Annotated in this window: 12 protein-coding genes; 4 read left to right on the top strand and 8 right to left on the bottom strand. The window is 36.5% G+C overall.

Annotated elements, in window-relative coordinates; translation table 11 throughout:
- Positions 1-144: 144 nt before the first annotated feature.
- The gene (locus PZ898_RS16030; RefSeq protein ID WP_277693741.1) at positions 145-615 is read right to left on the bottom strand and encodes a DUF1572 domain-containing protein; all 471 of its coding nucleotides are present in this window, start codon (positions 613-615) and stop codon (positions 145-147) included.
- A 193-nt stretch (positions 616-808) separates the two neighbouring features.
- Complete coding sequence (locus tag PZ898_RS16025) at positions 809-2,500, bottom strand: hypothetical protein (RefSeq protein ID WP_277693740.1); 1,692 nt, start codon at positions 2,498-2,500, stop codon at positions 809-811.
- A gap of 303 nt (positions 2,501-2,803) precedes the next feature.
- On the opposite strand from PZ898_RS16025, the gene PZ898_RS16020 reads away from it, so the two are divergent.
- Positions 2,804-4,999: a glutamine synthetase III gene (locus tag PZ898_RS16020; RefSeq protein ID WP_277693739.1), complete on the top strand. Its 2,196-nt coding sequence runs from the start codon at positions 2,804-2,806 to the stop codon at positions 4,997-4,999.
- Positions 5,000-5,338: 339 nt separating this feature from the next.
- On the top strand, positions 5,339-6,049 hold the full coding sequence (locus tag PZ898_RS16015) for an NlpC/P60 family protein (RefSeq protein WP_062673158.1): 711 nt from the start codon (positions 5,339-5,341) through the stop codon (positions 6,047-6,049).
- Between the two features lie 185 nt (positions 6,050-6,234).
- Here the strand turns inward: PZ898_RS16015 and PZ898_RS16010 are convergent, their stop codons facing one another.
- The 6 genes from PZ898_RS16010 to PZ898_RS15985 form a co-directional block, all read right to left on the bottom strand.
- The gene (locus PZ898_RS16010) at positions 6,235-6,816 is read right to left on the bottom strand and encodes a pentapeptide repeat-containing protein (RefSeq protein ID WP_277693738.1); all 582 of its coding nucleotides are present in this window, start codon (positions 6,814-6,816) and stop codon (positions 6,235-6,237) included.
- Positions 6,817-6,905: 89 nt separating this feature from the next.
- Entirely contained in the window at positions 6,906-8,135 is a 1,230-nt protein-coding gene (gene rodA, locus PZ898_RS16005) for a rod shape-determining protein RodA (RefSeq protein WP_062673155.1), read from the bottom strand.
- Complete coding sequence (locus PZ898_RS16000) at positions 8,132-10,177, bottom strand: penicillin-binding transpeptidase domain-containing protein (protein WP_062673153.1); 2,046 nt, start codon at positions 10,175-10,177, stop codon at positions 8,132-8,134. Before PZ898_RS16000 ends, rodA begins: the two co-directional genes overlap by 4 nt.
- Positions 10,174-10,680, bottom strand: coding sequence for a hypothetical protein (locus PZ898_RS15995; RefSeq protein ID WP_002982456.1), 507 nt, complete (start codon positions 10,678-10,680; stop codon positions 10,174-10,176). The genes PZ898_RS16000 and PZ898_RS15995 overlap by 4 nt, the downstream gene beginning before the upstream one ends.
- The gene (mreC, locus tag PZ898_RS15990; protein ID WP_062673151.1) at positions 10,673-11,527 is read right to left on the bottom strand and encodes a rod shape-determining protein MreC; all 855 of its coding nucleotides are present in this window, start codon (positions 11,525-11,527) and stop codon (positions 10,673-10,675) included. The genes PZ898_RS15995 and mreC overlap by 8 nt, the downstream gene beginning before the upstream one ends.
- Before the next feature lie 28 nt (positions 11,528-11,555).
- Positions 11,556-12,581, bottom strand: coding sequence for a rod shape-determining protein (locus tag PZ898_RS15985; RefSeq protein ID WP_002982450.1), 1,026 nt, complete (start codon positions 12,579-12,581; stop codon positions 11,556-11,558).
- 401 nt (positions 12,582-12,982) lie between these two features.
- On the opposite strand from PZ898_RS15985, the gene hemA reads away from it, so the two are divergent.
- Together hemA and hemC are read left to right on the top strand one after the other, a co-directional pair.
- Positions 12,983-14,257, top strand: coding sequence for a glutamyl-tRNA reductase (hemA, locus tag PZ898_RS15980; RefSeq protein ID WP_062673147.1), 1,275 nt, complete (start codon positions 12,983-12,985; stop codon positions 14,255-14,257).
- Complete coding sequence (hemC, locus tag PZ898_RS15975; RefSeq protein ID WP_062673145.1) at positions 14,244-15,152, top strand: hydroxymethylbilane synthase; 909 nt, start codon at positions 14,244-14,246, stop codon at positions 15,150-15,152. Before hemA ends, hemC begins: the two co-directional genes overlap by 14 nt.
- Positions 15,153-15,192: the final 40 nt, after the last annotated feature.

Below are 15,192 nucleotides of genomic sequence, written 5' to 3'. Positions count from 1 at the left end.
TAACTAAGAACCTCAAATAGGAGTTATTCTGAGGTTTTATTCTGTTTGTTATGGTTTTAGATGGATTTTATTTCGGGTGGTTAAATTCTTTTTTTAACCTTATTTGTGATCCTTGTCAAGGTTTTAGACCTTGACAAGGATACTTTATCGGCTTTTCAACAGTTTTTTAATTAAAGTAATCTGGCCCAGGTGATAGTAGCTATGCTCAATCACTCCGTCGATATTTCTTCGGTAAGTTCCATATTTTTCATCAACGAAAACCTCATCAAGTTGGGAATCCGGCATTTGTTCCAATAATGCGGCAAACCTTTCAGAATCCGTCCAGAGTTTACTCAACAAGGCTTCCCATTGTTGCTGAGATTCTATGGAAGGAATATCAAAACTGAATTTATCTTTAATCTCAAGATCTCCTCCTTCAAAGACATTGACAATTCCTGCAATATAATAATCAATGTGAAAAGTGAGCATCGCAATAGTGTTTAAAGAATCAATCTTTGTCACAGCCTGTTGCCAGGTAACATCTGAAAGCTGATCTTTAAAATTGGTATTGGCGATCCAGAAACCGTCAAGCAGTACTTCTCTGAATCTTTTGGCGAGTTGTGAAACTGAGCTCATGGATATTTTATTTATGTTTCCTAAAGATAAGTTTTTATTTAAACACAAATGTTACCAATGAAAACCACTATTTTAAACACAATAAAATAGTGCAATTTGTGCAAATACATTTGTGACATTCGTGTTTAACTAGTTACAAAAAAACCTCAAATACAAAAGTATCTGAGGTTGATATTATAATATTGAATTACAATTATTTTTTAGCAGAAGCTTCTTTTTTACCACTTCTTAAAATCTTTTCAAGGATTCTTAAAGTAATCAGATACGTTGGTTTCACCCCTGTAAGACCCAACCCTCCTGAAGATAATGTACTTCCTGTTTCCAACGGATTATCAGATGCATAATAAGCATACATTACAAAAAGATCCGGTGAAATATGATGTCTGATTTTAGATGCTACCTGAATGGCTTTCTGATAGTGAGCGCCTTCCATTTCAAGACCAATAGCCTTCCATGAAGTATTCATAAAATATGATAAAATATCTTTATTCTGAAGGGAAGTTCCCAAAACGGTAATCATTGGTCCTTCAAAAGCTTTTAATTCATCATCTTTAAAATCTTCCAGTTTTAAAGCATTTTCAAAAGGATAGTTATCTGCTGTTCCTTCAAAGATATGAGAAGTAGGAATCATGATATCTCCTTTTTCTCCGGTAAGAATACCTGCTTTACCCATAATGGAAACAGATTTTACATGCATCATATACACTTCTCCTTTATGCTCAAAAGGTCTAAGTAATTCATCCATTACTTCAAAAGCCTGCTCTCCGAATGCGTAGTCAAAAACCATTACCACATCATCACCTCCGAACTTGATGTCTGCAAATGGGGTATTCTTCAGGTCTGTTTTGCTGAGGTCTATAATCTGAACGTCAATATTACTTCCACTCTTATCTGCAATATGGATCATCCCTTCATCCAAAGCATATTTTAAAACTTTATCACGAAGTTCTTTCTTGTTGGAGATCTCTTCATACAGTTTATAATCCACCTCGTGGTGCTGCTTCTTTTTAAGGGCATTATTGGCATACAGCATATTTTTCACCGAGTGCATGTTGGCTGAAATAATATGTAACGGACGCATATGAAGATCATTTTCAAATAAAACCTCTTTCACTTTGTTCGCCCATTTTTCTCCAAAATAGTGGTGACCTACTCTTTCTTTTAATATAGAACTGAAATGAATCTCTCTTTCTCTGCTTCCTTTTGCATCATCAAGACTTACTTTTGCTAAGTTGTAAATGATTTTGAACAGACGGTCAGGATTATGATCGTCACCAAAAGTATTATAAGCTCTTAAAGTCTCATCAAAAGATCTTCCTATTAAAGAAGAAAGATGAATAAGTGCTACTTCTTTTTCTTTTCTGCTGTATTTCTTTTCACCTTTTACCACTTCCTCAATAATTTTGAAGGCACGTGTCGGCTTCCAGTTTTCATCCTGGATAAATGCCAGATTACGGACTTTGTCAGCTTCTATAAAAAGGAAGGTAAGGTGGGTAAGAATATCATAAATTTCGGAACGGCCCAAAAGAACCTCAATATTCATCTGGTGTTCGTCTATTCTATAACAGTTTCTTCTTCTTTTCTTCGGAACAATGGGTTCGAAACTTCCTTTATCAAACCCTTCATCAGATGTAAGATGAATAAAAGCACATTCTTCAATTCCTTCCGGAAGTCTGTCCAGTACATACATCAAACCGTCAAGTTCCAATTTACTTGGAATATTCATGGTTCCATAAATTTCGGGATTGATGGTCTTCAACAAACTTCTGATACTTTCTCCTGAAACTCCGCCCGGCTTGAAAAATCCTCTATAAAATAGGTGTCTCATAGAGATATATAGTCTTTCAATAGCCTCTGTGGTTTCTCTTGCTCTAGAATTTGTCATAAAATAAATTTCACACAAATATACAAAATCTTTGCCCACTTTATTTTAACTGTCTTTTAACAAGTCGTTTAATCCCATCGTATTATTTTAATTTGCACAATATACAGTATATTTACATTGACATCTATAAAACAGGCGCGAATTCTCACATCTTAAATATTAAATCACAAACACCCCTGTTAAAAAACACCAAACAATTGTTTAAATTATATAAATTTTCAAATCACCCCTAAAATTTTTAGGGTTAAAATATTTTTGATTCATTTTTTTTGTAAATTTGCGCTGTAAAAAATCAACCCAATTATGTCAACCTTAAGATTCAAAGCATTAGAAACCCTTCCATTTAAGGATTTCAGAAAAGACAACTCTGTTGAGATCCCTGCGAAATTATCAGAGCTATTCTGTAAAAATGTTTTCTCAGAAGAAACCATGAGAGAATATTTAACAAAAGAAGCATTCGGTTCTATCATGGATGCGATTAAAAAAGGAACTAAGATCCAGAGACATATTGCAGATCAGGTAGCTGTAGCGATGAAAGACTGGGCAATGAGCAAAGGGGTAACCCACTACACGCACTGGTTCCAGCCTTTAACAGGTACTACTGCAGAAAAGCACGATTCTTTCTTTACACCCATTGAAGGAGGAAGAGCAATTGAAAGATTCAGCGGAAACATGCTTATCCAACAGGAACCAGACGCATCGTCTTTCCCTAACGGAGGTATCAGAAATACTTTTGAAGCAAGAGGTTATACAGCCTGGGATCCTACGTCTCCGGCATTCATTATGGGAACTACATTATGTATTCCTTCCATCTTTATCTCTTATACAGGAGAAACACTAGATTACAAAGCACCTCTTTTGAGAGCTTTGAATGCTGTAGATGAGGCTGCGACTAACGTAATGCAGTATTTTGACAAAAACGTAACGAAGGTAACTCCTACTTTGGGTTGGGAGCAGGAATATTTCCTTGTTGATTCAGCATTATACCAATCTCGTCCTGACCTTGTATTAACAGGTAAGACCTTATTAGGACATTCTCCTGCAAAGGGGCAGCAATTGGACGACCACTATTTCGGTTCTATTCCTACAAGAGTAATGAACTTCATGAAAGAGCTGGAAATCGAATGTATGAAGTTAGGAATTCCTGCAACAACAAGACACAACGAGGTTGCCCCTAACCAGTTTGAGCTTGCTCCAATGTTTGAAGAAGTAAACGTTGCGGTAGACCACAACTCTCTGTTGATGGACATCATGGCAAGAGTAGCTCACAAACACCACTTCCACATTCTTTTCCACGAAAAACCATTCGCGGGAGTAAACGGAAGCGGAAAACACAACAACTGGTCATTAGCAACAGATACTGGTGAAAACCTTTTAAGCCCTGGAAAGAATCCAAAGAAAAACTTACAGTTCTTAACATTCTTTGTTAACACGATTAAAGCTGTTCACGAATATGCAGACCTTTTAAGAGCAAGTATTGCTTCTGCAAGCAATGACCACAGACTTGGTGCTAACGAAGCTCCTCCTGCAATTATTTCCGTATTTATCGGAACCCAGTTGTTCAGTGTATTGGAAGAACTTGAAAAAGTAACCAACGGAAAACTATCTCCGGAAGAAAAAACAGAATTAAAATTAAATGTAGTCGGAAAGATTCCAGAAATCCTGTTAGATAACACAGACAGAAACAGAACTTCTCCATTTGCATTTACAGGAAATAAATTTGAGATCAGAGCGGTAGGTTCTTCTGCAAACTGTGCAGAGTCTATGACTGTAATGAACACAATTGCAGCTAAACAGCTTAATGATTTCAAGAAAGAAGTGGATGCTTTAATTGAAACCGGTCTTAAGAAAGACGAAGCGATCTTTAATGTATTGAGAGAATACATCAAGCAGTGTAAAAACATTATGTTTGAAGGTGACGGTTATTCTGATGACTGGGCAAAAGAGGCTAAGAAAAGAGGATTGAACAACCTTAAGACGACTCCTGAAGCTTTAAAACAGGAAATGGACAAGAAATTCCTAGACCTTTATGAAGAGATGGGAATTTTCAACCACAGAGAAGTTGAAGCGAGAAACGAGATTAAATTAGAGAAATACTCTACTGTAATTGATATTGAAGCAAGAGTGTTAAGTGATATCGCCAGAAATCACATCATTCCATCTGCATTAAATTATCAGAACAGATTAATTGAAAACGTAAAAGGTCTTAAAGATATCTTTGGTGATAAAGAATTTAAAACGCTGGCAAAAGAGCAGATGAGTTTAATTACAAGCATTTCTGAAAATGTTTCTAAAATCAAGCTTGGTGTTGAAGATCTTATCAAAGCCAGAGAGGCTGCAAAAACTATATCTGACAGCCAAAAACAGGCAGAAAACTATTGTAACAAAGTAAAACCATTATTTGATCCTATCAGAGAAGCTTCTGATGCTTTGGAAATGATGGTGGATGATGAGCTTTGGCCAATGACAAAATACAGAGAAATGTTGTTTACCAAATAACACCTGTAAAGTTCCATATTAGTTTAAATTCCTCGGTTTTCCGGGGAATTTTTTTTGTTTTATTAACAACCCTTAAAATTAGAGTTTTATGTCACAAAACCTGATTTCTAGAAGAAAGTCGATTAGGTTTGTTAAAGAATCTTAATAAAAAAAACCGCACACTTACCAAAAACAGGCTGTTGCGGTTTATTTTTCTTTAACATATGTAAATTATATGTTAAAATGTGTTAAAATAAGATCCTGACAATTATCATATCAGGGGTCTTTTGCTCGGAATCTCTACTTTTGTAATGCTTTTGAAAATAAATATTCCTTTTTAACACGGATAATCAAATATATATGAAGAAAAGAGTTTTGTTTTATTTAGTTGCTTTAGTTACTACAGTTTCATTGCAATCGTGTGCTACAAATTATGTGGTTTCAAAACCAGCAACTTACACAAAAGAATACAAAACAGATGCCAAACTAGCTTCTATAGATAACAAAAAAATGGAGCAGGATAAGCAAAAACTTATCGACTCTTTCCTTGCAGAAAAGGCGGCATCTATCGCTAGTGCTAAAAAAGCAGTTAAGAATTCTGAAATTGCAAAAGCAATCAAACATAATAAAACCATTGACGGTATCCTTGAAGAAGCTGAAACATACCTTGGAACTCCTTACAGATATGGAGGAACAACCAGAAACGGTATCGATTGTTCAGCTTTTGTTCTTTCTGTATTCGGAGCAGCAGCAGGGCTTAGCTTACCTAGAGTAGCGGCTTCTCAGGCTCAAGAAGGAGAGAGAGTTGAAAAAGGAGAGCTACAGAAAGGAGACTTAATTTTCTTTTCTCACGGAAGAAGAATTTCTCACGTAGGTATTGTAGAAAGTGTTTCTGAAGAGGGTGAGATTAAATTTATCCACGCAGCAACATCAAAAGGGGTAATGATTTCTTCACTGAATGATTCTTATTGGGGACCTAAGTTCAGATTCGCAAAAAGAGTGATCAACGAAGAAGGAGAAGCTTACAATAACTTAGCCGCTACTACTCTTGCTACACCCGCAAATTTTTAATTTTATAAATAATTGATTTAAATAATGAAGCCGTCAGAAATCTGACGGCTTTTTTATGTGCTCATTTTTGGCAAGTTTTCGCTAAAACCAATGGGAATAGCAGCTAAAGAGAAAAGCGGTTAAAATCCGCTCCTATTGATTTAATTTTGAAATTTTAATATAGCAGTTATACACGACTGAAGATATCAACTGTTCTTGTCAATTTCAATATCTAATTTATACAGTAGTCCATAGATTTCAGAAAGTGAAAATCTGGCATTTTTAAGCTTATTTAAAGCCGGATCTATCGAATAGTTTACCGATGTCCGGAAATCAGCCTTTTCGAGGTTTGTAGCATCAAAAACAGCGCCTGACAGATCACAATTACTAAAGACGGCATTTGATAAATCACATTCACTAAAATCGACCTCAATTAACTTGGTATTTTTGAAAACTGTTTTCTTAATGGCTGTCTGATAAAAAACGGAATTATGTAAAGCACTTCCATCAAATCTGAAAGAGAGTCCGAATGCATTACATTCATTGAACTGAAGCCCGAACATTTTACATTCTTTGAAGATCACGTTATGGAATGCTGTTTTTATCAATTTTGCCATGCTGAGGTTACACTCGATAAACTCACAGTCCGTAAAGCTGAAGCCAGATAGGTTTCCATACTCAAAATTACAGTTTCTGAATGTGCAGTTTTCATACTCACTTTTTTCTAAAGGAAGTTGCGTGAAATCTTTGCTCTCGAAATCTTCGTCTGAGAAATAGGATTGTTTCATAAAAATGTGTTGATGAAGTTGATTTTGAAAACGAATTGGTCAGCAGAACAATGATAAACTTCCATCATTCAGCTTCCAACCTCCCTTTTTTACACCAAACTATTCTTATCCGAATAATTAAGCTTAAAGAAGATAAAAGTCATCATCGAGAAAGCCAATAAAGAACTTCCTCCGTAACTGAAATACGGAAGCGGAATCCCAACGGTTGGGAAAAGCCCCATAACCATCCCTAAATTGATTGAAAAGTGCATCAGCAGAATCGAGGCAAAGCAATATCCAAATACCCGGTTAAAAGTAGACTTCTGCTGTTCTGCCAGATAGTAGATTCTTCCGATATAAACCATATAACACAGGATAAGAACTGCACTTCCAACAAAGCCCCATTCTTCCCCTACGGTACAAAAGATATAATCTGTTTCCTGTTCGGGAACGAATTTCCCCTGGGTAACGGATCCTTCACGGTATCCTTTTCCCCAGATTCCACCTGATCCGATGGCTGTTTTTGAATATAATAAGTTGTACCCGGAAGTATCTCTGAATGCCTTTTCACCCTTATAAAGAACCTCAATTCTTTCTCTCTGGTGTTTCGGCAGTTTTTCTAAAATATAAGGTGATCCGAAAGCCAGTCCGCACAATATAAGAATAGAACCTGCAATTCCTGAAATAGAAATGACGTCCCATGACATTCTATGATAATTCATGGCGATCAAAACACCGGCAATCACTAAAACTGCTACTGCAACATAAATGGGAGGAATCGCCAGCGAGATCAGAAAAACTCCGGCGAAAATAAATCCTATACCGAATAAAAGACCACTCAATCCTTCTCTATATAAGGCGATGAAAAAGGCGATGAACACAAGCATAGAACCTACATCCGGAATAGCCAGAACAACTGCTGCCGGAATTCCTATAATAGCAAGGGCAGTCCAGATAGATTTTTTATTTTTAATATTAAAATCCGGGCTTGAAACAAAATTAGCCAGCATCAAAGCAGTGCCTATCTTTGCAAACTCAACGGGCTGCATGGTAAAACTTCCAAACTTATACCAGTTTTTCTGGCCCAGAATTTCTTTACCAAAAGGGAAAAGACCTATCAACAGTAAAACTCCTCCAATGTAAATAATACCAGCCATATTCTCAAAGAATTTGCTTCTTCCTACGAATATAACCAGCCCTACAAATACAGAAATACAGAAAAAAACCAATTGCTTCTCTCCTAGTTTCTGGTCAACACTGTAAATATTTGCAATGGCAAAAATGCAAAGCAGGAAATACAGCCCAAGGCCAAGTTTATCTATTCCTTCTGTCCATTTCATTGCTTTACAGGTTTTTTAGCAGTGTTATTCTTTTTAGCGTCCTCTTCTATTTTCTTTTGCAGCTTAGCCTTTTGTTGTTTTACCAATTCCAGACTATCCTTTATTCTTTTTTGTTTGATGGAATCAGGTTTAGGGTCAACATATAGTCCTTTACGCTTCAAATCTGCAATCCATTGTCTTTTATATTCAGGCATGAAACTCGAGGTAATCATTTTTTTGTAAAGATTTTCTCTTTTCAAATCACCGGTAATATATTTTTCAGCAATCACTGTACAGGCTGGCCCTGCCCATGTAGCACCAAATCCCGCATGCTCCATTACAGCTACTACAACAATTTTAGGCTTATCAGCAGGAGCAATCAGTACAAAAATGGAATTATCCTTCCCTTGCGGCACCTGTGCTGTTCCTGTTTTTGCTAATTGTGTAAAGTCATTGGATTTCAATCCTCTTGCCGTTCCTCTCAACACTACGGCTTCCATTCCTTTCAATACCGGTTCAAAATGCTTCGGATCAACTAATGTTTTATGTTTAACCTTAAATCTTGGATCCGGATTGGGTTTCCCATCAATTCCTTTTACAATATGAGGAGTATAATACCATCCTCTATTAGCAATAGCCGCCACATAATTGGCCAGCTGAATAGGAGTTACCAAAACATCGCCCTGCCCCATTCCGTTATAAATAGCACCAGTGGACATTTCATCCCAGTTTTTAAAATCAGTTCTCTGAGAACCGCTTGCCTTCATGATGGCTTTAAATCTTTTTTCGTAAAAATCTCCTGAAGGTATTCTACCCCTTGCCCCAACGGCAAAGTCATTATTTAAAAATTCACCGACTCCGAAGCTGCTCATGATTTTTTTCCACTCATCAACACCTTTTGAAGGATTTCCCGGATATTTCTTGATAATAGCAATAAAGGCGTAGGTGAAAAAACAGTTACTGGAAACCTGAATGGAAGGAATAAGCGGATCTGCTCCACCATGGCCTTTAATTCTTTTCCCTTTATAGAAAAATCCTCCTCCACAAGGAAAAATAGTTTTCTCGTCCATCACACCCATCTGCATTGCTGCTAAAGCAGTCAGTAATTTGAATGTTGATCCCGGAGGATATCCGGCCTGTAGTGCACGATCAAAAGTTGGCTTATTTTCATAAAGGGTATCTTTTGAAAGGGCATATAAGTTTTTTGATTTATTAGGTCCGGTAAAAAGGTTTGGGTCAATATCCGGTCCGGTTGCAGCCACTAAAACTTCTCCGTTATTAGGATCTAAAGCTACAATTGCGCCGTGTTTGTTAACCAGCATTTCTTCTGCCGTCCTCTGAAGGTCGTAATCAATGGTTAAAGTAATATCTTTACCCGTAATCACGTCTTTATCCAAAGATCCGTTTTTATAGGAGCCAATATTTCTTAATCTGATATCTTTCTGGATATATTTCACTCCTTTAACTCCGCGCAGCTCTTTTTCGTAGGATTTTTCAACCCCTGTTTTTCCAATAAAATCTCCCGGTAAATAGTATAGTGAATCTTTTTTAATATCTCTTTCATTCACCTCACTGGTATAACCGAGAAGGTTTCCGGAGGTGGAAACTTCATACTGACGCTGAGGTCTTGATACAATATTAAATGCGGGATACTTAAAAATAATTTCCTGAACTCTTGCAATATCTTCTCTGCTGAGGTCTTTAATAAAAGTCATCGGGGTCAGCTTAGAATAATATTTTTCCTTTTTGATCACATTGATTTTATTGATAAAATCCTGTTTTGTAATTTTCATTAAACTACAAAACGCCAGTGTATCAAAGTCAGGTTTCATTAAAGCTTGGGTAAACGAAATTTCATAAGCAGGCTGGTTACCCACCATGATTTTCCCATTTCTATCAAAAATGACTCCACGCTGTGGAATAACATATTCTGTTTTGATGGAGGTATTAGCCGCATTTAAGGCATAGCGGTCTGTAAACAACTGCAAATAAGCAAGCCTCGCCACAAAAATAAGGGCGATGATAACGAGGATGGAAAAAATTTTTAAATAACGTGTGTTCAAACTTTTTGTTTGATTTTAAATATTAATGCGTAGATGACTATAAAGATAAATGAAATTACACTTGTCACCAACACATTAAATAATATTTCAAAAAACCTGCTAAACTTAAAGAACTCAATATACTGGACTAAAAGCTGATGCAGGAAAATACTTGAAAATAAAAACAGCAAAAACTGCGCCCATTGAAGGGACTGGAATGAGAAAAAGTCCGTAGACGTATCTGTGGAAGTCCTGAAGATCAACGTTCTGAAATAAGCGATTAACGTTGTTGCAAATGCATTGATCCCCCATGAATAGAGGAAACCGTCAATAGACAGCCCTATTAAAAAGCTCAATGCCAGGAACTGAAATTTGTTTCTGAAAAATGGATAGAACATAACAAACACAGGATATAATACCGGAGTATATTTCCCGAAAAGAGTAATCCTGTTCAATACAAATATCTGTAATGCAACAAGAAAGATCATGATCAATATATCGGTAAATAAAGTCCTGCTAATCATTTTCTTTTTTTATTACAGCCTGCATAGTATCCTGAATCTTCTGCACTTCTGCTTTCTTAAGATTCTTCACTACATACACTTTATTCAACGCTCCCATTTTTTCACTCAGCTCTACGGAAATGTCCCAGAAGCCGGTTTTATTGTCCACAGAGTATCCTGCAATAGTACCAATGGTTACTCCCTTAGGGAAAATAGCAGATTTACCATCTGTAACAACAGTATCACCTACTTTCAATGCAACATATTTTGGAATATCTGCTAGGTGCATCACCCTTGAGTTATCTCCATTCCATGTTAAAGTACCAAAATACCCTGAGTTTTTAAGTGCTGCATTAATTCTGATCTTGTTAACACTTAACACGGATTGAACCAATGCATAACTATCTGTAGAATTGATTACAATTCCCGCAATACCTCTCGGCGCCATTACTCCCATTTGAGGAAAGACTCCGTCTCTACGGCCACGGTTGATTGTAAAATAGTTGTTTCTTCTGTTGATACTGTTGAAAACAATTTCTCCATCAACAAAAGTATAGATCTGCCCGCCACCAATGGTATCGTGTACTCTTTTGAAAACAGGATTTTTCTCTCCGTCTTTTCCATAGAGTTCAGTCATAAGGGCTTTATTCTGAACCACAAGATCTTCGTTGATCTGTTTTAGCTTCAGATAAGAAACTCCTTCATCAATATATCCGGAAACCCAGGAATTGAACGCAGCCGTTTGGCCTGCAATCCAGGATCTCTGCATGGCATTTCTTGAGAATATCAAAACCAGAGCAATAATTTGCAGGAATATAAAGAAGACGAAAAGAGTATTCTTCGAAAATAATCTCAGCAAAAATCCCATTCAGATATAAAGTCGTAAAAAGTTAAAATTATTTAATTAAGAAATTGAACTTATCCATATTCTTAAGGGCAATACCTGTTCCGCGAACTACAGCTCTCAACGGATCTTCAGCTACAAATACAGGAAGACCTGTTTTCTTGTGAATTCTGTCCGCAAGACCTCTTAATAACGCTCCTCCTCCAGCAAGATAAATACCTGTTTTGTAAATATCAGCAGCCAATTCCGGTGGTGTAAGAGATAATGTTTCCATTACGGCATCTTCAATTCTGATGATTGATTTATCTAATGCACGTGCAATCTCTTTGTATCCAACCATAATTTCTTTTGGCTTACCTGTAATAAGGTCTCTACCCTGTACCGGGATGTCTTCGATATCTACATCAAGATCTTCTACCGCAGAACCTACTTCAATTTTGATTCTTTCAGCAGTTCTTTCTCCGATATAAAGGTTATGGTGAGTTCTTAAGTAATAAGCAATATCATTGGTAAATACGTCTCCTGCAATCTTCACAGATTTATCACAAACGATACCTCCTAACGCTACCACAGCAATTTCCGTAGTACCACCACCTATATCGATGATCATATTTCCTTCGGGCTTTTGAACGTCAATCCCAACCCCAATTGCAGCTGCCATTGGTTCGTAGATCAATCTTACTTCTTTCGCGTTTACTTTCTGAGCAGAGTCTCTTACCGCTCTTTTTTCAACTTCAGTGATACCAGAAGGGATACAGATTACAATTCGTAATGCCGGTTGAATGAATTTACCTTTGATTCCAGGAATTTTCTTGATAAATTCCTTGATCATATGTTCAGAAGCGTGGAAATCAGCAATAACCCCGTCTTTCAAAGGACGGATTGTTTTGATATCCTCGTGAGTTTTACCCTGCATATGCTTAGCCTGCTCTCCGACGGCAATCGGCTTACCCGATGAACGTTCAATTGCAACAATTGAAGGTTGATCTATAACAATTTTATTATTATGGATGATTAGGGTATTAGCAGTTCCAAGGTCTATCGCAATTTCTTGCGTAAACATATCAAATAAACTCATATTTTTCTTCTGATTTTAAGTTTACAAAGATATAAATTTAAGACTACTAAAGAAATTTCCCACCAACTTAATTTGGTTAAAATTTTATTAAAATTTATAATTCTTTATTAACTTTCAATTTAGACATTTACAGAGTTTGATTTCAACTAAAATTAATAGGATGTTAAAAGGGCAAAAAAGTAATTACAAAAGGGTAAAAAACCAAGAAAACACAGTATTGAAGACCAAAACAAAAACTCAGAAACGTCAACAATTCTTTTCCAACACGGAATTTTATCATTTTAAGATTTTGTCTTCCTGCCAGAAACACCTTTTCTTCCCTTTTATAGTTTTTTACGATAATTATCATATACACTATCTGAGAGAGGTTAATTAAAAAAATCGTAAATTTGCGACTGCTTATGTTACAGTATTCCAACATTCATCGAACGTCAAATTTTGCCGTGCTTTCAATAAGCTACGAGAAAGCCGACGTAGAAACGAGAGGAAAGTTTGCATTCTTTGATGAGAACATCAAAAACTTTGTTTCCAGAGTCCATCAGGAAGACCTTGGTGATGCATTTGTGGTTTCCACCTGTAACAGGACCGAAATCTACACCACTTCTCCCAATTATCTTTTAGTAGCTGAAGAGTACTGCAAAACCATTGGAGTACAACTTACAGATTTTCTTCAGTTCGCGAATATTCTTACCAAAGAGGAAGCATTGATTCATCTTTTCAGGGTAGCAGCTGGTCTTGAAAGTCAGATTATCGGAGATTTTGAAATTATCGGGCAGATAAAAAAAGCATACAGCCGTTTCAAAAAAGAAAGACAAAATTCTAATCCTTATCTGGAGAGAGCCATCAATGCGGCTATTCAGATTTCGAAAAGAATAAAAAATGAAACCGGCATTTCCAATGGTGCGGCTTCTGTTTCTTATGCGGCAGTTCATTATATTCTAAACAACCAGAAGAGAATCACTGAAAAAAATATTCTTCTTTTGGGAGTAGGTGAAATTGGACAGAATACCGTTGAAAATCTGGTAAAACATGTCTATCAGCCGAAAATTAAAATTGCCAACAGAACTCAGGAGAAAGCGGAAAAAATTTCCCAGAAATATAATATTCCTCACGTTGATTATTCTGATTTTGACCAGGAATTAAAAAATACAGATATTCTTATTGTGGCAACAGGAGCCAAGCATCCTATTGTCAACCAGTCTCACTTCCCGAATGGAAAAGAAACACTGATCATTGATCTTTCTATTCCTCATAACGTTGAAAAGAATGTTACAGAAAATAAAAATGTAACCCTGATTGACGTAGATGAGCTTTCAAAACAGATTCAGGAAACGATTCAACAGCGAGAAAGAGAAATCCCGAAAGCTGAAAAAATCATTAAGGAACTGATGAAAGACTTTATTGAATGGGAGAAAAAGAGAAAACTGGCACCCAATATTCATCATTTCAAAGCAGTTCTAAAGAACATGGAACGTAATGAAATGCATAATTTTTATAAAAAGAATAAATACATAAACATCACGGACATGGAACTTTCTGACAAAATGATCCAGAAAATCACCAACCGTTTTGCAAAATATATCATCGATAATCCTTTAAAAGCCGAAGAAATTAGTAAATTAATGCACGAAATATTAGTTGAACAACCAAACAACGAATTCAATGAAAAGCATTAGAATCGGAACGAGAAATTCCGCACTTGCACTTTGGCAGGCTAGAGAGGTTGCGAGGCACCTTCAGAACAACAATTATTTAACGGAAATTGTTCCTATCGTTTCTTCTGGCGATAAGAACCTTAATCAGCCGCTTTATTCTTTAGGAATTACCGGGGTTTTCACAAGAGATCTTGATATTGCTCTATTGAATGACGAGATTGATATTGCCGTACATTCTTTAAAAGATGTTCCCACTCAATTGCCTCAAAATATTGAGATGATCGCTTATCTGGAAAGAGATTATCCACAGGATATTCTGATCAGAAAAGAATCTTCAAGGAATAAAGAATTCCATGAACTTAAACTCGCTACAAGCAGTTTGAGAAGAAGAGCTTTCTGGTTGAGAAATTATCCGACTACTGATTTTTCGGATATCCGAGGAAATATTCAAACCAGACTTCAAAAACTTGAAGACGGAGATTTCGATGCTACGATTTTATCTTTGGCAGGTATCAAAAGAATGAAAATGGAAATTGATTACGAAATGCTTCCATTAATGATCTCTGCGCCTTCACAAGGGGTAATCTCTGTAGCCGGACATACTGACAAACCGGAAATTAACGAAATTGTAAGCCAGATCAATCATCAACAGACTCAGATCTGTGTAGAGATTGAAAGAAACTTCCTGAGCACTTTAGAAGGAGGCTGTACTGCACCTATCGGAGCATTTGCGGAAATCATCGGTGATCAGATCCGTTTCAAAGCGGCACTTTGCTCTCTGGATGGGAAAAACTGCATTTCTGTGGATGAAAACTTTGTGTATACTCCAACCGAGAATTTTGGAGAAAAGTTTGCAAAAGTTGTTCTTGAAAACGGAGGAAAAGAATTAATGGCAGAAATCAAAAGCCAGATCTGATAGCTCAGATTTACATTTTCACCTTCCTTTAGCCACTCTT

The organism is Chryseobacterium sp. WX, from assembly GCF_029542485.1.
In the GTDB taxonomy this organism is placed as follows: Bacteria; Bacteroidota; Bacteroidia; order Flavobacteriales; family Weeksellaceae; genus Chryseobacterium; species Chryseobacterium cucumeris.
The sequence above is the reverse complement of the archived record's forward strand: the minus strand, read 5'-3'. Positions and strand labels throughout refer to the sequence as shown.